At 38.8% G+C, this 19,427-nt stretch carries 17 protein-coding genes; 8 read left to right on the top strand and 9 right to left on the bottom strand.

Features of this window, described 5'->3' with window-relative positions:
- Positions 1-128 precede the first annotated feature (128 nt).
- Both J4N24_RS23130 and J4N24_RS23125 read right to left on the bottom strand, forming a co-directional pair.
- Complete coding sequence (locus tag J4N24_RS23130; RefSeq protein ID WP_207536116.1) at positions 129-704, bottom strand: alpha-ketoglutarate-dependent dioxygenase AlkB; 576 nt, start codon at positions 702-704, stop codon at positions 129-131.
- Positions 705-799: 95 nt separating this feature from the next.
- Complete coding sequence (locus J4N24_RS23125; protein ID WP_207536115.1) at positions 800-2,452, bottom strand: M1 family metallopeptidase; 1,653 nt, start codon at positions 2,450-2,452, stop codon at positions 800-802.
- 96 nt (positions 2,453-2,548) lie between these two features.
- Between J4N24_RS23125 and J4N24_RS23120 the strand changes: the two genes are divergently transcribed.
- The 3 genes from J4N24_RS23120 to J4N24_RS23110 all read left to right on the top strand — a co-directional run bounded on the left by J4N24_RS23120 (position 2,549) and on the right by J4N24_RS23110 (position 6,256).
- Positions 2,549-3,709, top strand: coding sequence for a GNAT family N-acetyltransferase (locus J4N24_RS23120; RefSeq protein ID WP_207536114.1), 1,161 nt, complete (start codon positions 2,549-2,551; stop codon positions 3,707-3,709).
- A 62-nt stretch (positions 3,710-3,771) separates the two neighbouring features.
- Positions 3,772-5,175, top strand: a complete 1,404-nt coding sequence (gene lpdA, locus J4N24_RS23115) for a dihydrolipoyl dehydrogenase (protein ID WP_207536113.1) — start codon at positions 3,772-3,774, stop codon at positions 5,173-5,175.
- A gap of 67 nt (positions 5,176-5,242) precedes the next feature.
- Positions 5,243-6,256: an acyltransferase gene (locus tag J4N24_RS23110; RefSeq protein WP_207536112.1), complete on the top strand. Its 1,014-nt coding sequence runs from the start codon at positions 5,243-5,245 to the stop codon at positions 6,254-6,256.
- A gap of 83 nt (positions 6,257-6,339) precedes the next feature.
- Here the strand turns inward: J4N24_RS23110 and J4N24_RS23105 are convergent, their stop codons facing one another.
- The 5 genes from J4N24_RS23105 to J4N24_RS23085 all read right to left on the bottom strand — a co-directional run bounded on the left by J4N24_RS23105 (position 6,340) and on the right by J4N24_RS23085 (position 13,347).
- Entirely contained in the window at positions 6,340-9,516 is a 3,177-nt protein-coding gene (locus tag J4N24_RS23105) for an efflux RND transporter permease subunit (RefSeq protein WP_207536111.1), read from the bottom strand.
- Positions 9,517-9,538: 22 nt separating this feature from the next.
- A complete protein-coding gene (locus J4N24_RS23100) occupies positions 9,539-10,603 on the bottom strand; it encodes an efflux RND transporter periplasmic adaptor subunit (RefSeq protein ID WP_207536110.1) in 1,065 nt (354 codons plus the stop codon).
- Between the two features lie 7 nt (positions 10,604-10,610).
- Positions 10,611-11,975: a TolC family protein gene (locus J4N24_RS23095; protein WP_207536109.1), complete on the bottom strand. Its 1,365-nt coding sequence runs from the start codon at positions 11,973-11,975 to the stop codon at positions 10,611-10,613.
- Between the two features lie 14 nt (positions 11,976-11,989).
- The gene (locus J4N24_RS23090) at positions 11,990-12,598 is read right to left on the bottom strand and encodes a TetR/AcrR family transcriptional regulator (protein ID WP_207536108.1); all 609 of its coding nucleotides are present in this window, start codon (positions 12,596-12,598) and stop codon (positions 11,990-11,992) included.
- 164 nt (positions 12,599-12,762) lie between these two features.
- A complete protein-coding gene (locus J4N24_RS23085) occupies positions 12,763-13,347 on the bottom strand; it encodes a TetR/AcrR family transcriptional regulator (protein WP_207536107.1) in 585 nt (194 codons plus the stop codon).
- A gap of 96 nt (positions 13,348-13,443) precedes the next feature.
- Between J4N24_RS23085 and murB the strand changes: the two genes are divergently transcribed.
- The 3 genes from murB (at position 13,444) to J4N24_RS23070 (ending at position 16,281) form a co-directional block, all read left to right on the top strand.
- Positions 13,444-14,460 carry a UDP-N-acetylmuramate dehydrogenase gene (gene murB, locus J4N24_RS23080; RefSeq protein ID WP_207536106.1) on the top strand — a complete coding sequence of 339 codons (1,017 nt, stop codon included), beginning with the start codon at positions 13,444-13,446 and terminating at the stop codon, positions 14,458-14,460.
- 165 nt (positions 14,461-14,625) lie between these two features.
- Positions 14,626-15,165, top strand: a complete 540-nt coding sequence (locus J4N24_RS23075) for a sigma-70 family RNA polymerase sigma factor (RefSeq protein WP_207422162.1) — start codon at positions 14,626-14,628, stop codon at positions 15,163-15,165.
- 816 nt (positions 15,166-15,981) lie between these two features.
- A complete protein-coding gene (locus J4N24_RS23070; protein ID WP_207536105.1) occupies positions 15,982-16,281 on the top strand; it encodes a hypothetical protein in 300 nt (99 codons plus the stop codon).
- 15 nt (positions 16,282-16,296) lie between these two features.
- Here the strand turns inward: J4N24_RS23070 and J4N24_RS23065 are convergent, their stop codons facing one another.
- Together J4N24_RS23065 and J4N24_RS23060 are read right to left on the bottom strand one after the other, a co-directional pair.
- Positions 16,297-17,022, bottom strand: coding sequence for an esterase family protein (locus tag J4N24_RS23065; RefSeq protein ID WP_242691778.1), 726 nt, complete (start codon positions 17,020-17,022; stop codon positions 16,297-16,299).
- 36 nt (positions 17,023-17,058) lie between these two features.
- Positions 17,059-17,661 (bottom strand): GDSL-type esterase/lipase family protein, encoded by a 603-nt coding sequence (locus J4N24_RS23060; RefSeq protein ID WP_207536104.1) that lies wholly within the window; start codon positions 17,659-17,661, stop codon positions 17,059-17,061.
- A gap of 244 nt (positions 17,662-17,905) precedes the next feature.
- Here J4N24_RS23060 and J4N24_RS23055 point away from each other — a divergent pair, with 244 nt between their 5' ends.
- Positions 17,906-18,310 (top strand): response regulator, encoded by a 405-nt coding sequence (locus J4N24_RS23055; protein WP_207536103.1) that lies wholly within the window; start codon positions 17,906-17,908, stop codon positions 18,308-18,310.
- 156 nt (positions 18,311-18,466) lie between these two features.
- Positions 18,467-19,420, top strand: coding sequence for an acetyl-CoA carboxylase carboxyltransferase subunit alpha (locus tag J4N24_RS23050; RefSeq protein WP_207536102.1), 954 nt, complete (start codon positions 18,467-18,469; stop codon positions 19,418-19,420).
- Positions 19,421-19,427 lie beyond the last annotated feature (7 nt).

Raw genomic sequence — 19,427 nt, 5'->3', positions numbered from 1 at the left:
CCTTCAACGCTAAAATAAAAGCATTTAGAGCAACATCTAGAGGGGTAAGAGATACCGCTTTCTTTCTATACAGGCTAACTAAAATCTATGCTTAAGTTCTTAGCCCCCCAGATTTTCCGCTTGATCCTTTATAAGCCTCCTCTTAACGTCCTCAAAGTAATAGATAGTCGTTTTGTCTTAACAGGTGCAATAGAATGCTCCCAGTCAGTTCTTGCTTCTCCTTCTATAATATAGAGAGACCTTCCCTGTACTGGGATGGAAATTAAAGAGGAACGCGTTTGCATAGATTTTTTGTAAGGTCGGAACCGGAATTTGCAATCTGTAAGTAGGGATATTCCTACAATGATATCAAAGGGAGGGGCGTCGCGATGCCAGTTAATAACTGAGCCATCTGGATATTCGGTAACTAGTAGTTCCCCAATGTCTTTAATGTTCACTGGAATTAAAGAAGCTACTTTTCCAATAATGTGATTAAAATCAGATGGAATGCTTTTGCCTTTTGATAATGTTCTTGTTTCGAAGCTCCAGTCGAAGCCGTAGCTAGCTACTTTGCGCTTTGCCTCATAGCCCTGGAATTTAAAGGGGCGCAGCTCTAATGTTGATATCAAGCAGAGGAGGGAGTCTTCCTCTTCCTTATTGATAAAGTTTGGTAGATATCTGAACCCAGAAGGATATATAGGCTGCATAGGAAATAAAGTATTCATAGAGGCGGATAAAGTACTTCATCTAGAAATACAATCTTGCAGGACTTATGTTGGAAGGATAGTAGTACTCTTTCTCAATCAAAATATGGAACCGGCTATTTTAAGCTAGTAATGATGTAAAAATTGTCAGTATCTACTTTTATGTCACCGTGCCTACTGCTTTTAAGAGTTTTCCACTCAGTTGTGGGGTAAATGAATCTCCATTGGTTTTCTCCAGGGATCTCTATCCTTACCGGCATGTTGAAACTGACTGCATCTGCGTTCCACTTATAAGTGAAAATGCCTTTGCCTTTTCGATTAATCACCAGCTCGGGAATAGATCTGTATTTTAGGTATTGGTTAAAAACGCCCGTAAGATCCTTTTTCGCGCGCTTATTAATATAAGCTACGATGTCATTTGTAGTTACTGTTTTTAGTCCGTACTCGGTATTGAGGCCTGTCAAAATACTTTTCCATAGACTATCATCCGCGATTATTGATCTCACTGTGTGTAAAAGATTTGCCCCCTTGAAGTACATGTCTCCAGAACCTTCTTTATTAACGTTGTAGGGACCAATGAGAGGCTTGTCGTTCCTTATGTTTTTCCTTTCCCCCTTCAGGTACTGGATAGCCGCCTCTTTTCCCCAATTGCATTCAACAAAAAGGCTTTCTGAGTAAGTTGTAAATGCTTCATGAATCCACATGTCTGCAATGTCTTTCGAGGTGATGTTATTCCCAAACCATTCATGTCCTGACTCGTGAATAATAAGATAATCCCATTTCAATCCCCATCCTGTACCTGATAGATCGGCTCCAGCATATCCCTTTTGGTACTTATTTCCATATGCAACTGCGGATTGATGTTCCATTCCGAGATAAGGAGCTTCTATAAGTTTGTATCCATCGCGGTAGAAAGGGTACGGCCCGAACCAGCTTTCGAAACAAGTTAGCATAGGCTTAACATCCTTAAAATGCTCTTTTGCTTTTTCCAGATTTTCACGAAGGACGTAGTAGTCAAGCGAGAGCTCGCCATTTTCTCCTGGATACTTGTCAGAAAAATGCACAAAATCGCCGATGTTAAGTGTTACGTTATAATTGTTGATAGGATATGAAACGAACCAGTTGAACTTCGTTGACCCATCAGGCTGCACTACTTTTGACCTTAGACGGCCATTGCTCACATTTTGTAATCCTCTTGGAACAGTCACGCTAATCAGCATACTATCTACCTCATCTGCCTGATGATCTTTATTAGGCCACCATGAACTAGCACCTAAACCTTGACAAGCAACTGCTACCCAGGGAGCTTGATTGCTATCTTGCCCAAATACGAAACCTCCATCCCAAGGGGCTCTCTTTGCAATGATGGGACTTCCTGAATAGTATACTTTAAAATCAGCCTTTGTACCCTTTTTTATAGTTTCAGGAAATTCTACAAAAACTGCATCGTACTCTGTCCTGTATTTTAAGCTTTGGTTTTTATACTCGATTTTCTCAATCTCAAAGTTGTCAAAAAGGTCAAACTGAAGCTGGCTGAAATCCCTGGTGGCAGTAAATCTGAAAAGATTAGATCCTGATATTGAGCGAGTGTCAATATCTACCCTGATATCAAGATTATAATAATTGATATCATAGCACGTCCTTGGAGGAGATAGCATTCCCCTCAGACTATCCGCCCTTGTAAAACCTTCTTCAGTGCTTTGCGTTTGAGAGAAGGCGTTGAATATAGAAATTAAGAAAAGTATTAAAAGTGATAATCTTTTTATCATCTTGGCACACCAATATTTCACAAATATCAATAATATTAAAATAAGATGCTCAAACCGTAGTCTGAGATAAGACTGCAGAAGAATGTTCTCTTGCTAATGAAGTTAACTGAAGTTCAGACAAATGAACAGCAGCGGAAGTTTTTGGAACTACCGTTGTTTATTTACCAAAATGATAAAAATTACATTCGTCCTCTTGATGAGGATATTGAAAAGATCTTCGATCCCGTGAAGAATCAATTATTAAAGGAAGGGGAATGTATACGCTGGCTTTTGCAGGATCTTGCAGGAAATGTAATTGGGCGAATTGCGGCATTTATTAATCCGCTCACTTTTAACGCTGATTCAGAAAAAGTGGGAGGAATGGGCTTTTTTGAATGTATAAATGATCAGGAAGCTGCTCATCTTTTGTTTGATATTGCAAAAGACTGGCTTTTGAAACAGGGAGCGGCAGCGATGGAAGGGCCAATAAACTTAGGTAGCCGTGAACGATGGTGGGGGCTTCTTGTTGAGGGTTTTCATGCTCCTTGTTATTGTAGTAATTATAACCCTGCATATTACCAGGGTTTGTTTGAATCGTATGGATTCAATTTGTATTTCAAGCAATACACCTATCATCGAAAGGTGAAAGAACCCTTGAAGGCGGGTTTGCTGGCAGTTTCTGAAAGAGTGCGGAGAAATAGCGACTACCGGTTCCGGCATTTCAGGTTAGACAAAATCGAGAAGTTTGCGGAAGACTTCCGAGAGGTTTATAATAAGGCATGGGTAAATCATCAGGGTATTGAAGAAATGAGTGCGGAACAGGCCATGATGCTTGTGCATAGCTTAAAGCCTGTGATTGACGAGCAAATAATCTGGTTCGCTTACCATGGTAGTACGCCTATCGGCTTTTTCATTAGTCTGCCTGAACTTAATCAATTATTCGTGAAGTACGTGGGTGGAAAGTTGGATACCTTTGGGAAGTTACGCTTACTATATAATAAATGGAGAGGAAACTCCAGGACAATATTCGGTTTGGTGTTTGGAATTGTACCCGAATATCAGCGAAAGGGTGTTGAGGTAGCTCTTATTGCTTCTGCAGCCGCTGAGATCCGGAAGAAAACGAACTATACAGATATACAGATGAACTGGATTGGAGATTTTAATCCGAGAATGATGCAGGTTGCAGAACAAATAGGCGCAAAAATTTACAAAACTCATCATACATATCGCTTTTTGTTTGACAGGAGTAAAGAGTTTCAACGTCACCCCCTTATATAATTCATTTATTTTTCCTTAAAGCTAATATTCGTTTAACTTTGGGCAACCAACAAATATAATTCATGCAATACGACGTAACAGTTATAGGTGGCGGACCAGGCGGATATGTAGCAGCAATCCGTTGCGCTCAATTAGGACTTAAAACAGCTATCGTAGAAAAATATAGTACTCTTGGTGGAACATGCCTTAACGTTGGTTGTATTCCTTCAAAAGCGCTTTTAGACTCGTCAGAGCATTACTATAATGCTTCTCATACATTTAAAACTCATGGTATTAACCTCGATAACCTGAGTGTTGATCTTCCTCAAATGATCAGCCGTAAAAACGAAGTGGTTGAGCAGACAACAGCTGGAATTACGTTCCTGATGAAGAAGAATAAAATCACAACTTATCAGGGATTAGGATCTTTTACAGATAAAAACACTATTAAAGTTGCAAAGGCAGAAGGAGGTGAAGAAACCATCACAACTAAAAATGTGATTATAGCAACCGGTTCAAAACCAACTGCTTTACCTTTTTTGCCAATCGATAAAAAGCGCATCATCACCTCAACAGAGGCATTAAATCTTCAGGAAGTTCCCAAGCATTTAATTGTTATTGGCGGTGGAGTTATCGGGTTAGAACTGGGTTCTGTTTATGCTCGTTTGGGTGCTAAAGTAACTGTAGTTGAATTCATGGATGGAATAATTGCTACCATGGATAAAACAATGAGTAAGGAACTTCAGAAATCCCTTGCAAAACTGGGTTTTGATTTCAAATTAAGTCACAAGGTTACCGGGGCTACTGTTGAAGGAGATAAGGTAGTTGTAACTGCTGATAGTCCAAAAGGAGAAAAAGTTAGCATTGAAGGTGACTATTGCATTGTTGCAGTTGGTCGTACCGCATATACTGAAGGCTTAGGCCTTGACAAAATTGGTATCCAGTTAGAAGAACGTGGTAAAAAAATTCCTGTAAACGATCATCTTGAAACTTCAGTTAAGGGTATTTACGCCATAGGTGATGTTATCCGTGGAGCGATGCTAGCCCATAAAGCGGAGGAGGAAGGTGTTTACGTTGCTGAAACAATTGCAGGACAGAAGCCACACATTAATTACAATTTAATTCCGGGAGTAGTATATACCTGGCCTGAGGTTGCAAGCGTTGGTTTAACAGAGGAACAATTAAAAGAGCAAGGCAAGAAATACAAATCCGGTGCATTTCCTTTCAAGGCTAGTGGTCGTGCTCGTGCAAGCATGGACATCGATGGTTTGGTAAAAGTATTGGCAGATGCTCAAACGGATGAGTTATTAGGCGTTCATATGATTGGCCCGCGTGCTGCAGATATGATCGCCGAAGCTGTAGTTGCAATGGAATTTCGTGCTTCAGCTGAAGATATCGGTCGTATTTGTCATGCCCATCCAACCTTTACAGAAGCGTTTAAAGAAGCTGCTTTAGCTGCAACAGATAACCGTGCTATTCATATTTAGCAAACAATAGCTTAAAAAAAGCAAAGGCTCCTTTTTCGGGAGCCTTTGCTTTTTAAACGTTTTTTCAATGGTTACAAAACATTCCTGGCCGGATAACCTTAGAATTATAGCTACGGTGAGCATGGTTTTGCTTCATGTTACCTCCCCAATCTTATATAAATTCGGTGAAGTAACTGTAAGTGTCTGGCATATCGCAAATATTATTGACAGCTCTGTTCGTTTTTGCGTTCCTGTTTTTGTAATGCTTTCAGGAGCTCTGCTCCTAGGTAAAGAGTATCCTATAAGAGAATTTCTGAAGAAGAGAGTTTTAAGAGTTTTGCTACCTTTCATTTTTTATAGCTTCGTCTACATTGGCTACGATATCATGAAGAGGCCGATTAACCTGGATCTCATTGTGTTTATATGGAATAAGGTAGCTCATGGCGCAGCGTATCATTTATGGTATATATACATGATAGTTGGTCTTTATCTATTTATTCCGGTAATAGGGAGATGGGTTAGAGCAAGTACAAAAAAGGAAATTAGTTATTTTCTTCTCATATGGCTGGGGACCATGGCTGTAAGCCATCCATGGCTTTCCAAGTATAAGCCCAATTTTGATCTCTCGTACTTTTCAGGCTTTCTTGGCTACCTCATATTAGGCTACTATCTTTCGCTGTTTAAATCCTCTGAAAGCTGGAAAGTTTTGTATTCTGTGTTGTTAATTGTAAGTGGAATTGGGATAACTGTTGGCGGCACTTTTCTTTATTCCAGGCATAAAGGGGATTTAGATACTTTATTCTATGGTTTCCTAACTCCCAATGTCTTCCTTATAGCGGTAGGTGTTTTTATGTTGATAAATGATTTCGAGTTCGAGGGATTGTTTATTGAACGAATGAGAATTTTTCTTTGTCGCTATAGTTTTGGGATCTATCTTATTCATGTTTTGGTCTTGGGTGAGATGGCTAAAGCCGGTCTCAATTGTTTCTTCGTTCATCCGGCTATTGGTATTCCTCTTACAACAGTAGTCTGTCTTGCAGTTTCTGGTTCAATTGTTTTCATAATCAGTAAAGTGCCCGGAGGGAAATATGTTTCCGGTTGAGACTCTAGTCATCACGTTATAAAATGGAAAGGGGAACCCTTTCGGAATTCCCCTTTGCTCACCTCAATTAGCCCCTGAAGGGTTTATTTTTGAAGCTCTAAAACCTCATATTCCTCATCCAGTATTTCACCGGTGAACGGTTCTGTCATAAGAGCTTCTATATCTTCATGCTTTTTATTTTTTGTAAAGCGCTTAATAATTTTATCAAAAGCTTCATAAACCACGGGCACAACGATCAGGGTCAGGAACAAGGAACTTACAAGTCCCCCTATAATTACCCATGCCAAGCCGTTCTTCCATTCAGCACCTGCACCTTTTGCAATCGCAATCGGAAGCATGCCGATAACCATCGCAATGGTTGTCATCAGAATTGGACGGAGACGTGCATGGTTAGCGTTGATTAAAGCTTTACGAACCGATTTTCCTTCAGCTATTTGCTGGTTGGTAAAGTCGACAAGGATAATTGCGTTCTTTGCTACCAAACCTATCAGCATAATCAAGCCCAGAATGGTGAATATGTTAAGTGAATTGTTTGTAAGTGCTAAAGCTAGCAGTGCTCCTATTATTGATAATGGAATCGAAAATAGAACTACGAATGGATGTACATAGTTGTTGTAAAGCGCCACCATTATCAGGTATACCAGAACAATAGACATTATAAGGGCAACGCCTAGCGTTCCAAACCCTTCAGACTGGTTTTCCATATCACCACCGAAGATGTAGTTTACTCCAGCCGGACGGGGAAGATCTTTGATCTGGTTATCCAATTCAGTAAAGATTGTACCTGAAGGACGCCCTACTACCTGTGCTTGAACAGATACTTTAGTAGTTTTATCCTGACGTTCCAGCCGCGAAGGACCGGAGCCCTCAGTAACTGTAGCAAACTGATCCAGTTTGATTTTCAGGCCAGCATTATTAATAAAAGTCAGGCTGCGCACATCATCAATACTTTTACGGTTGAAATCGTCCAGACGGATATTGATATCGTATTCGTACTCACCCTGGCGGAATTTTCCATTAGTATTACCGTTAAATGCAGTTTGCATGCTGGCTCCAACAGTTTGAAGATTCAAGCCAAGAGCAGACATTTTATCGCGATCAACCTGAACTTTTACTTCTGGATTACCGCCTTCTACGGAAAGCTTTATTTCTGTGGTTCCAGGGATTTTAGCTAATTTATTTTTCACTACGTTTGCGAAGCTCATCACGCTATCCAGTTCACTACCCCTTACGATGACTTCTACTGGTGCGCGTTCTGCAGTACCAAGGATACTTACAGGAGTTGTCTTAACTTTAGCTCCAACAAGTTGTGCTGCAAGTTCCTTTTTAATTTTTGCCGCGTATACGTCCGCCCTGTCCAGCCGATCCTTCCTATCGACCAATTGAACAGTGATCTCGGAAGAATAGGCCGGTGCTTGCTGAGCTCCCGAGCCATCACTGGATTGCCCTACAAGTGTGATCAAGCGAGTTATTTCAGGTTTCGAACTTAACAACTGTTCAGCCTTCGAAGTCATTAAATTTGTTTGCTCAATTGATGCATCCTTAGGAAGCTCTATTTGCACAATGAACTGTCCCCGGTCGCTCTTGGGGAAAAACTCTGCTCCAATAAAACCTCCGCCTAGTAGAGCAAATGAAGCGAAGAGTAATAGCAACGTACCTCCAACTACAGTCTTTTTGTGGCCTAACGACCACTGCAGAATATTAGTGATCCAAGCTGTAAACTGGTCGAGTTTCTTCTCAAATGCGAGGATAAGGCGTTCAAAGAAGTTCTTTCCTTTAATATGTTCCAACTTTCCAAATCTGGAAGAAAGTAGAGGTACGATAGTAAAGGAGGTTAGTAAGCTTAGTAAGGTAGCTATAATAACAACCATACAGAATTGACGAAGGATATCGGAAACAAGGCCTGTACTTATTGCAATCGGGAAGAACACAACCACGATTACTAATGTAATGGAGGTAACAGTAAACCCGATTTCTTTTGTTGCATCAAAGGCCGCCCTCACTCGGTTCTTACCCATTTCCATGTGACGATATATATTCTCCAGCACTACAATAGCATCATCTACCAGTATACCCACAACGAGAGATAGTCCAAGCAAAGACATCAGGTTAAGTGTATACCCAAGCATTTTAATACCGATAAAAGTTGCAATTAAAGATGCCGGGATCGAGACCATTACAATTGCGGCATTCCGCAAGCTGTGTAAGAAGAAAAGCATTACAAACGCTACCAGGATCACAGCCAGGAATAAGTCATGGATCACAGCATCAGCAGACTCAAGTGTATATACCGAGCTGTCATTAGCTATGGTCAGATCAAGATTAATCTTTTTGTATTCTCCCGTTAGCGTGGCAATGTTTGTTTTAACGCCATCACTTACTTTCACTGCATTTGCGTCGCTTTGCTTAACGATTTGAAGTGCAATAGCTGCTCTGCGATCTACGCGAGCCAATTTTTCAACATCTTTTTGGGTATCGCGAACTTCGGCAATATCGCCTAACCTAACCTGAATACCGTTCTTATCCGACACTATCAGATTCTGAAGTTCTGCAACACTTGCATATTTACCAGAAAGACGAACTAGAATGTCACGATTTTCAGTGCGAATACTTCCTGTTGGGAAGTCAAGATTAGATGTTTGAATAGCTTGCTGCACAGACAGAAGTGATAATCCATAGGCTTCAAGCTTGTTTTCGTCGATATTCACCTGAATTTCCCGTTCCCGACCTCCAATAATATTTACCTGCGCAACACCTTCAACTCTCGAGAGGCTCGGAACCAGACGGTTTTTAACCAGGTCATAAAACTGAGCATCATCCATGTTAGCGGTTGCAGACATGGTGATAATTGGAAGGTCATCTAATGAAAATTTATTCAAAGAAGGAGCTTCAACGTCATCAGGCAACTGAGAAAGAATAGAATTCACCTTTCTTTGTGCATCATTGAGTGCTACGTCCACATTTGTTCCTGTCTTTAGCTGTATGCTAACCAAAGACATGCTCTCATACGACGTAGATTGTATCTTCTTGATGTTTTCCATCGAAGAAACAGCATCCTCCACTTTTTTAGTAACAGTGTTCTCCACCTCACTAGGGGAAGCACCGGGATATATAGTTACTACAGAAACAACTGAAGGAGAAAATTTCGGAAGCATCTCATAGTTCAGTGATTTGTAGCTTATAAAGCCAAGCAAAGAGAGTACGGTAAAAAGCACTACAACAATGGTTGGTCGTTTTATAGATATTTCAGCTATTTTCATCTTTATTGATTTAAGATGTAGATTATTTTATTGCCTGCACTTCAGCGCCGTTAACCAGGTTGATTTGGCCACTGGTTATTACCGTTTCACCGTCCTTTAGTCCGGCAAAGATTTCAACCCGCTCTCCCAAAATTCGTCCGGCTGTTACCTCGCGCTCTTCGGCCTTGTTATTTTTAAGCACGTAAACTTTGTTGCTGTTAACACTACCAACAAAAGCGGTTCTTGGAACTGTAAGGGCTGGAGCTTGTTGAGGGAAGTCAAACACAGCGGTACCATACATTCCTGCTTTAAGTTGTCCACCTGTGGTGTTAGCAACTTCAACCTCTATAGGAAAGTTTAGACTATTATCCGCCTTTGGAGCAATGAAGCTAACTTTGCCATTAAAGGAACTTTGTGGGAATACAGAGGATTTTATGATTACTCTATCGCCAAGTTTCAGGTTCACTACCTGAGTTTCATTAGCCGTTACTTTTAATTTCAGCTTATTTACATCCACGATCTCGAATAATTGTGCCCCAGGATTTACATAAGAACCTTGTTCTATGAAACGTTTATTTACAATTCCCGAAATTGGAGCTTTAATGTTTGCATCACTTGATTTTCTAGCGGCCGCCTGAACCCTGGCCTGAAGTGTGCGAACATTTAATCTTGCATTATCCAGCTGTTGTTGAGTAACCCCTCCTGTTTTAAACGAACTCTCGTATCTTTCAAGATCACGAAGTGCATTCTGGTAACTTGCCTGAGCTGTTTCTACATCTACGCTCAACAGTTCATTATCTATTCTGGCAACGATCTGTCCTTTACTTACTCGTGCCCCTTCATCAACCAATACTTTTGTAACTCTCCCTGAGTTCTCGGCCGACAAGGTCAAGTCTTGATTAGCAGCAAATGTTCCGTTTGAACTAAAGTCGAGGTTTATATCTGTTCTGGTTACTTTTTCTGTTTTAACCGTTACTGCACCAGAATTTCCCGATGCTACAACAGCTGTAGTTTCAGCATTCTTTTTCTTATTGTTTTGCAGTACCCATCCAATCAGGAATAGGACTGCAATTACTGATAAAACTGTTATTATACCCTTCTTATTCATCTTTATATTAGTTCAATAATGATTTTATATTTCCGTTCGATTTGATCAATTGTACCTCTGCGAGGCGATAATTTAGTAGAGCCTGGTTGTAACTGTTCTTTGCTTCTGTTAAAGAATTCTCAGCATCAAGCAAGTCCGTAAGAGTTGCCAGTCCATTTTTATAATTGTTCTGGGTACTTTTTAAAACCTCTTCTGCCAGATTCACGTTCTCTTGCTGAGAATTAATAGTGTTTATGCTATTTTCTATTTGCAGCTTTGCATTTTCAAAGCTGAGGTTTAAAGCGTTTTCAGCATTTTTAGTATCTTCTTTAGCTTGCTGTATATCAACTTCAGCTTGTTTTACCCGCGATTTACGAGCATTGCCATCAAAGATTGGGATTCTTAAACTTAGTCCCACCGTTGCAGCATCTACCCATTGAACACTCGAATTTCCTTTCAGGAAATCAAACTTATTGCTAAGTCCATTATAGAGATAGCTGCTTGTTAATGATAGCGAGGGAAAGTACTCTGCCTGATATGCCTTCTTTTGATAGCCAAGCAATTCTTCCTGTTTCTTTGCCAACTGGTATTCCTTCAGTTGGTTTAGGTTAAGAGATGCTGAAAGTAAGCTAGCATCCGTCTTGATTTGAGATAAAGCTGCAGCTGGTATGTTAATCGCTGCAGCTATAGGCATTCCTATATTATATTTAAGCGCATTCTCTGCTAGTGTCACAGCGTTTTTTACTTGTTGCCGTTGGTTTTTCAGATTAGTAAGATTAACCCTTACTCGGTCTAAGTCAATTTTTCTCGCCAAGCCATTTTTAAATTGAGTTGATACGGTCTTCTCAACTCTGCCTAATGAATTAATATTACTATCTATAACTGCAAGGTTTTCCCGTGTAATCAATATCTGATAGTAAGCAGAAGTGACATTTTGTAAAAGTGTTTCTTCGCTGATTTCTGCATTAAGATTGTAGAACGCTTCTCCCGCTTTTGCCGCCCTAAGTCCTGTAAATACAGATTGGTTGAAAAGTTGCTGACTAAATTGTAATGCTGCGTTAGCATTCCACTTTTGGCCGAAAGCAACGAGAATAGTCTCATCGGGCTTCCCCTGAAAGATATTAGGAATAGCATTTTTCTGAATTATTAAGTTATCAGTTAAGCCAGCGCTTCCATTCAACTGTGGAAGAGCCTGCGCTCTGATCTCGTCAGTTTTATATCTTCCTCCTTCTATATCAAGACGCGCTTTTTTTACTGCAGCATTATTTTGCAGCGCATAATTTAAAGCTTCTTTTAATGTAAGTTCTACAGGCTGTGCAAGAGCAGTCCCGGTGCTAAGGAGAGTTATTACGACAACCAGGAATTTATTCAATCTATTTTTTATCTTTCTCATTATAATCCTCTTTATTAAGCTCTATTTGCTAGTCCATCAAGAAATATTTCCGTCAATGCTTTTTGCTTAGCAATAACTTCTTCCAGTCCTTTGGTTTCAGGAAGTAGTTGTTTCGTTTGTTTAGCCATTAAGAACATACCTAATCCCATGATTGAATCCAGATATAGATCAGCAATAGGTTCAGCTGGGAACTGGCTGAGCGATTCGTCTTTTGTAAATACTTCCTGTATAGATGTTTTTTCTTTCTCCCGGCTTTCTTCCATCAGCTTTCTGAAAGACTCGTTGTTGATATTCAACTCAGTAGTTGATTCAGTAAGATGAAGCATGTAGTATTTCTCAAAGTACTCTTTGCGTAATTCAATAATGGCGAACAGCGCATTCTTTGTGCTTCCTGCATTTTCCTTAATGCTATTGAGCCTACGGAAAAATTCATCGAAGATCTTTCCAGCTACAGCTACTGCAAGACTGATCTTATCCGGAAAGTAATAGTATAAGGATGGCTTGGAAATAGCCAGATCATCTGCAATTTCATTCATCGTTGTCTTATTGATACCGAAATGAGCAAATCTTGTCAGTGCTTTGTCGAGTATTTGCTCACGTTTTTTATCTGCTGCCTCTATCACTTTTAACCTTTCTACTAATTAACCTTTTGACTTTTTGAATTAATTAGTCAAATATACGGACAAACAAAGCGTCCTGCAAGAGTTTTGAATCTTTGCAGTTAAGAAGAGGTTAAGATTACACGAGAATGACGGGAGGTATGATAAGGCAGGATTAGATTATGAGCTTATAAGCTTAAGCCCTTCAGAAAAATAGCACCTAATTTCTTCTGCCTTTCAAGTAAAGTCTCAAAAACTTCCGGATCAAGTTGAAATGTTTTCTTGCTGTGAAAAACAGGTATTCTCATACCAATAAAGGCATCAAACAAAAGGGTCGCTGCTTCAGGCGCTTCAATTGACAAACCTTGTTGTTTTTGAACTGCAAGTGAAATTTGTTCTATTTCTGTTTGTTTGGCTTTTTCAAGCACTTCTATCAGTTGTTGTGGTATTTCTGTGGTTCTTACAGATTCAAATACGTTGGCATATTTTTTTAAAAAGTCATGGCGTTGGGACAGATAGAAATTTAGAGCTTCAACACTATTATCAATTAGACTTAAACCGAGTCGAATTTCCTCACCTATTAATTTGACTAAATGATCAAGAACAGCAGCATATAGGTTTATCTTATCCGGGAAGTAATAATATAATAGAGCTTTTGAAAGGGAAAGGTCAGAAGCAATCTCAGTCATTGTGGTTTTTGCTAAACCGAAGTGGGCGAAACGTTTAATGGCAGCTTCAATTATTACCTCTCTTTTTCTGTCCTGATTTTCCATTAGGTTCAAAAATAGCAATTATGTTAGTATTATGTTAATGCTGTAAGTATAAATCAAATTAAACTGCGACCTTCGCAATTTGAAAATTCCATCACTATGCCTGAGATTTTAGAAAACATTTCACTCAAGAATTTCAACACCTTTGGGGTAGAAGCAAAAGCCCGATGGTTTGCAGATATTAATAAGGAAGACGATCTCATCAATTTATTTTCTGATCCAAAATGGATGTCAACTGAAAGGCTGATTGTTGGAGGTGGGAGCAATATGCTGTTTACCCAGGATTTCGATGGTTTAGTAATAAGGGTAAATATTAAAGGGATCACTCAAATTGAGGATGGTGATGATGTTTATGTGACTGCAGGCGGGGGAGAGGTTTGGAATAACCTGGTTAACTATTGTGTAGACAGAGATTTTGCAGGAATGGAAAATCTCAGTCTGATACCTGGTTCTGTGGGCGCCTCACCCGTACAGAACATTGGTGCTTATGGAGTAGAATTAAAAGATGTGTTTTTTAGTTGCAGAGCTTACATGATAGAAACAGGTGCGATTTTATCTTTCAGTAATACAGACTGTAAGTTCGACTATCGTGACAGTATTTTCAAAAAGGAGTTGAAAGGAAAGGTGATCATTACTGCTGTTACTTATAAGTTATCAAAGAAGCCCTCCTTAAATATCACATATGGAGCAATTGCTGCAGAATTGCAAAACCGGGAAATTGAAGCACCAACCATTAAAGACATTTCAACTGTTGTTTCTGCTATAAGAGTTAGTAAACTTCCAGACCCCTCAACCATTGGAAACGCAGGTAGCTTTTTTAAGAATCCTGTAGTTTCTAAGGACACATTTGAGAGAATACAGTCTGTTTTTCCAGACACTGTTCATTACTGTCTACCAAACAATACAGTTAAGTTAGCTGCAGGATGGTTAATTGAACAATGTGGATGGAAAGGAAAAAAAATTGGTCAGGCAGGTACATGGAAAAATCAGGCATTAGTTCTTGTTAACTATGGAAATGCCTCAGGTTTAGACATTTATGATATTTCCGAAAAGATAATATTAGATGTTAAAGATAAATTTGGAGTACTTTTAGAGCGGGAAGTGAATGTAATTTAATGCAAATTGTTTTAAATTTTTGTTAATTCTTCCTTATGGCAAGGATCCTTTTATAGGAGCAGAGAGGTTTAGCACAGTTGTTGTAATAATCCTAGCAAGTTTGTTTAAAAGAAAAACATTCAGCTTAAGATAAATTATTAACAATCACCCTTAAGACCTCAAAGTATGACTAAGATAGAATTCAACACCATGGTGATGCGCCAGGCAAGTTCGTTAAGAATGTATGCATTACATTTTACTCACGATGCGGATGACGCTAACGACTTAGTTCAGGATACTCTTTTAAAAGCTATTACTTATTATAATAAATTTAAAGAAGGCACAAATCTTAAAGGTTGGTTGTATACAATTATGAAAAATACTTTCATAAATAACTACCGCCGCTTTGTAAAAATTAGTTCCTTTGTAACTAAATCAGACGAAATATCTTCAGCGAACCTGGTTTTTAGTTCAACCAAGAATCAAGGAGAGTCTAAATTTATAATGGATGATATAAAATTAGCTTTGGGCAAACTTCCTGAAGAGTATTTTGTTCCATTTAGTATGTACTTTGAAGGATTCAAATATCATGAAATAGCAGATCATTTGGCAATCCCTATTGGAACAGTAAAAACAAGGATTCACGTAGCTCGTAAGCTTCTTAAAAAGAGCTTAAAACCATATGACAATGGCTTAAGAAAGCCAGTATATGCAGAGCTTGATTAATTAGCCCCTTTTCTAAACTCATCATACTTAAGAGCGTGCAGGTGCCAGCCTGACGCTCTTTTTTTGTTTAAGCCTTATGAAAATCCCGACCTCGTAAGGAAAGTCTTCTAACCAATTTTCATATGCTTAACTTTTAGTTTATATTCAGGTGTTATTTAACCTCGTTTAAATAACGTGTTTTATACGTAGCTGAATCGGATGTGAATCGGATCTGAAAGGTAGTTGAATGGTATTTTTACATAGGAAGGTGTTAACCAGCGGTTAATATAGAGATTCGGCTGAAAGAAGAAAAAGAAGCAACTGTATTCTGTAAACGGTTTATCTTCTGCAAGGAAAGGATGGGTTCATTCAGCTTTAGAAATGAAAAGACTTAAAATTCGCGACATCCAGATCTTTTTAAATCCCTGATAGTTAAGAGCAAATAGGATCGAGCTAATTGAACTCCAATGCATCATTGATCATTTGAATCTAAGGGGCGTTTAATCAAAATTTAGATTGAAAATTTAACAATAAAAAACCCTCGCTACTGGCGAGGGTAATACGGTATAATTGGTTAGTTAGTATGTCTTAAAGATAGGTCTTTTTTTGATATTCGCAAAAAAGTTACACAGTATAAATTGATTATTGGTAATTTTTTATGAAGTAGGGTGTTTCTTTGATATTTTTTTATTTTTTTATGAATTTTGTTGCCTTTGTCATTTCTTAAGCAGTCTATTATTGCAAATACATTCTTAGATTTTAACTGAAAGTCTCATAAAAATAATTTAATATTCTCTTAATATAGTCTCGTTACCTTTGCAAACATCGATTTAAATCATGTACGTAAAAAGAAACGATTCATTTCTTTACACCTGTAAGGAAACTTTTTTCTTAGGTATTCATCCTCTTAGTTCCGACAGCAAGAACTCTGAACCCTATAAGTCGTTAGTTGCAATATTTAACGCTATTCCTGAAAGTAACAGATCAGAGTTATTTTTACATTATTTACTGGAGGAAAAGTACAACTGCGATCTATGGGCGGCAACTATATTACTTCAGTTCTCCAAACCAAGTGCCGAGATAGTGAAAAAATGCAAGGAGGTTTTGGATCGTGTCCCAGCAGAGGTGCAGTATTAAGTTATTACCCAATTATTAAAAGTAGATACTGAGCATTTGACGCCAGTACCAGGGTTTATGAGCTTCACCTTCCCAAAGGTAGAGGGAGTGATTGATTTGTCTTTCTGCTAAAAGGGAACTTAACAATAAGTTATTCTCCATAAATAAATCCTCTTTACCCATTGCCAAAATTATCTCCATATGTTGCAATTGAGAAATCCATTTTGAGTCGCTTAAGTTAGCAAGGTATTGCGAAGGCATATTGAAATAGATACTTTCGTCCCAATAGCCTTCAAATAGATTTTTAAAGTTGCCCACTTCATAGCAGAGGTCATAACGACCGCTCATTCCCAGTACTTTGCTAAATAGGCTTGGATACTTAAATGCCAGATTTACCGCGTGGAATGCTCCCATGCTGCAACCGGCTGAAATAAAGAGATCAGAACTTTCTTTTTTGACTAATGGGATAACTTCCTCAAGGATATATTTTTCATAGAGTAAGTGTCTTTGAATTTTGGACTCGGGCCGGCACCAATAGCAGTAGAAGCTTTCTACATCGATACTATCAAGGCAAATGAAACGATAGTGCCCCTGTTCTATTTTTGCTTTGGCTCCTTCAAGTACTGACCAATTTTCATAGTCGTAGAAACGGGCACAACGGGTAGGGAAGAAAAGTACAGGAGTGCCTCCGTGTCCGAAGATCAGCAACTCCATATCTCTATTCAGACTTGGACTATACCACTTATGATACTCCCTGTGCATAGGCAGAAATATCAGGATTTTTTACCTGAACCGGAGTTAAATGAGGTTGAAGAAATAATTAACATTTATTGAGATGATATTTTTCCAAAGGCTATATCCTTTTTCATTGAGGTGTAGGCCATCGGGTTCAAAAAAGTTGGGGTTTGGTTCTCCATTTTCATCAAGCATTTCCTGGTAAATATCAACATAATGAAGAGTAGAATCTTTCAATATCTCCTTGTGGATAATGTGATTGGTATATTTTATTTGATTGGTAATATTCCTTCTACTAATGCTCGGCTTGATAGAAACGAAGAAGATTGGAATAGTTCCGTATTTATTACGGATCTGAACAACGAGTTGTTTGAAGGAAATAAATACTTCTTCAGGATGTCTGCCATCGCCCAGATCATTGTCCCCAGCATATACCACAATCAAATCAGGGTTATAGGATGAGAAAATTCTGTCGAAGTACCATACGCAGGCGGCTAATGTGGACCCCCCAAAGCCAAGATTAACAGGCGAAAGATTTTGGAAGTCCTCTTTTAAATTAGGCCATAGTCGGATTGATGAACTGCCGTAGAAGGCAGTTCTCGGAGAAATGCTAAGAGATATTCGTTCCCTTTCTAAACGCTTAACCTCGTCTTCGTACCAAAACATAACATATCAATGGTTTCTAAGATAAATGAAAGCACTACTAATTAAGTATTTATTATCAAGTTTGTTTAATGTAAAACGTATTTCACAGAAGCTAAGAGGCTAATTTTTGTTTCACATCACTAAAAATGTTCCCTCGCGGTTTATGAGCACGGTTATTAATTAATGGGAAAATAATGTTACTACAGTGTGAACAAATGTTGCAACATCATTTATTTTTGTATATTTGATTACACAATTATAAAAAATGCCACGAGTTATACTTATTGATGACGATCCCACTCATCACCATTTAGCTAAAGCATTGATGAAGCATTATAATTTTTTTGACGATTATAAATGCTACCTTGATCCTAAAAGTGCGTTAATAGATCTTGTGGATGCTTATTATGGTACTAGTACCATGCCTGATATGATTCTTTTAGATCTTAATATGCCTGAGGTAAATGGATGGGATTTTTTGGAGATGTTTGATAACTTACGATCACTAGTTGCGAAAGATATCCCTGTTTTTATAGTTACCTCTTCCATTGATCCAAATGATGAGGCAAGGTCGCAGCTTTATTCTGCCGTAAGAGGTTTCTATTCAAAGCCTCTATCTCCGGCCATATTGAAGAGTGTTGTTACAAGCAGTATAAAGAATAGAGCTTAATTGCGCTAGTAGTCCGGTTAGCTCATCTGTAATTTTTATTGACTAAGCTTTCGTTTCAACTGCTTATTGAAATGGTTATATACTTGCTCAGAAACGTTATTCTTCTGTAAAAGTATTTAAATTCCTACCTTAGCCCAATTTTGTTACAAATAGCAAATGAAAACATCCTTTGATTTTGAGAAACCTATTGCTGACTTACAGCATCAGATAGAGAAAGTAAAACAGGTTGCGGATAAAACGAAAGTAGATATGTCTGCCACTCTTGCGGAGTTAGATGCGAAGCTAGAGGAGGCTAAAAAGGATATTTACTCGAACCTGAGTGGTTGGCAGCAGGTGCAGATCTCTCGTCATCCAGAAAGGCCCTATACGTTACAATACATAGAACTGATTTGTGATGATTTCATAGAATTACACGGAGACCGTACTGTAAAAGATGACAAAGCAATAGTGGGTGGCTTTGCAACGATAAATGGTCAGACAGTTATGGTAATCGGGCATCAGAAGGGAACGAACACTAAACTCCGTCAGTATCGTAACTTTGGAATGGCCAATCCTGAGGGATACAGAAAGGCATTACGATTGATGAAGCTTGCCGAAAAGTTCAATAAGCCAGTAGTCACTTTTATTGATACACCTGGAGCTTATCCTGGGTTGGAAGCTGAAGAGCGGGGACAGGGAGAAGCCATTGCCAGAAATTTGCTGGAGATGTCAGTTTTGAAAGTTCCAATTGTTTGTTTTGTAGTTGGGGAGGGAGCATCCGGTGGGGCTCTGGGAATAGGAGTAGGAGATAAAGTTTATATGCTCGAGCATACATGGTATTCAGTGATATCACCTGAGTCTTGTTCATCTATATTATGGAGAAGCTGGGATTACAAAGAACGGGCTGCAGAGGTACTTAAGCTTACAGCGGAAGATATGCATAAAAATGGGCTGGTTGATGGTATTATTCCGGAGCCTATTGGCGGCGCTCATCAAGATCCCGAAGCAATGGCTGCTACCATAAAAACTCGTATCCTTGAAGATATAGAAGCATTGAAACAGAAGGATACTGATACGCTTATTAATGAGAGAATTGAGAAATTCTGTGCTATGGGCGTTGTTGTTGAATAAGAATTTA

Origin of the sequence: Desertivirga arenae (assembly GCF_017355785.1) — a bacterium.
Taxonomy (GTDB): domain Bacteria; phylum Bacteroidota; class Bacteroidia; order Sphingobacteriales; family Sphingobacteriaceae; genus Desertivirga; species Desertivirga arenae.
This window is presented reverse-complemented; position numbering and strand designations above follow the sequence as displayed.

Bases quoted from the DNA above. Each gene is read 5' to 3' on its own strand.
- J4N24_RS23065 (WP_242691778.1), bottom strand. From the start codon at position 17,022: ATGCACAGGGAGTATCATAAGTGGTATAGTCCAAGTCTGAATAGAGAT.
- J4N24_RS23070 (WP_207536105.1), top strand. From the start codon at position 15,982: ATGTACGTAAAAAGAAACGATTCATTTCTTTACACCTGTAAGGAAACT.
- J4N24_RS23055 (WP_207536103.1), top strand. From the start codon at position 17,906: ATGCCACGAGTTATACTTATTGATGACGATCCCACTCATCACCATTTA.
- J4N24_RS23120 (WP_207536114.1), top strand. From the start codon at position 2,549: ATGAAGTTAACTGAAGTTCAGACAAATGAACAGCAGCGGAAGTTTTTG.
- J4N24_RS23075 (WP_207422162.1), top strand. From the start codon at position 14,626: ATGACTAAGATAGAATTCAACACCATGGTGATGCGCCAGGCAAGTTCG.
- J4N24_RS23060 (WP_207536104.1), bottom strand. From the start codon at position 17,661: ATGTTTTGGTACGAAGACGAGGTTAAGCGTTTAGAAAGGGAACGAATA.
- murB (WP_207536106.1), top strand. From the start codon at position 13,444: ATGCCTGAGATTTTAGAAAACATTTCACTCAAGAATTTCAACACCTTT.
- J4N24_RS23100 (WP_207536110.1), bottom strand. From the start codon at position 10,603: ATGAATAAGAAGGGTATAATAACAGTTTTATCAGTAATTGCAGTCCTA.
- J4N24_RS23095 (WP_207536109.1), bottom strand. From the start codon at position 11,975: ATGAGAAAGATAAAAAATAGATTGAATAAATTCCTGGTTGTCGTAATA.
- J4N24_RS23125 (WP_207536115.1), bottom strand. From the start codon at position 2,452: ATGATAAAAAGATTATCACTTTTAATACTTTTCTTAATTTCTATATTC.
- J4N24_RS23050 (WP_207536102.1), top strand. From the start codon at position 18,467: ATGAAAACATCCTTTGATTTTGAGAAACCTATTGCTGACTTACAGCAT.
- J4N24_RS23085 (WP_207536107.1), bottom strand. From the start codon at position 13,347: ATGGAAAATCAGGACAGAAAAAGAGAGGTAATAATTGAAGCTGCCATT.
- J4N24_RS23110 (WP_207536112.1), top strand. From the start codon at position 5,243: ATGGTTACAAAACATTCCTGGCCGGATAACCTTAGAATTATAGCTACG.
- J4N24_RS23105 (WP_207536111.1), bottom strand. From the start codon at position 9,516: ATGAAAATAGCTGAAATATCTATAAAACGACCAACCATTGTTGTAGTG.
- J4N24_RS23130 (WP_207536116.1), bottom strand. From the start codon at position 704: ATGAATACTTTATTTCCTATGCAGCCTATATATCCTTCTGGGTTCAGA.
- lpdA (WP_207536113.1), top strand. From the start codon at position 3,772: ATGCAATACGACGTAACAGTTATAGGTGGCGGACCAGGCGGATATGTA.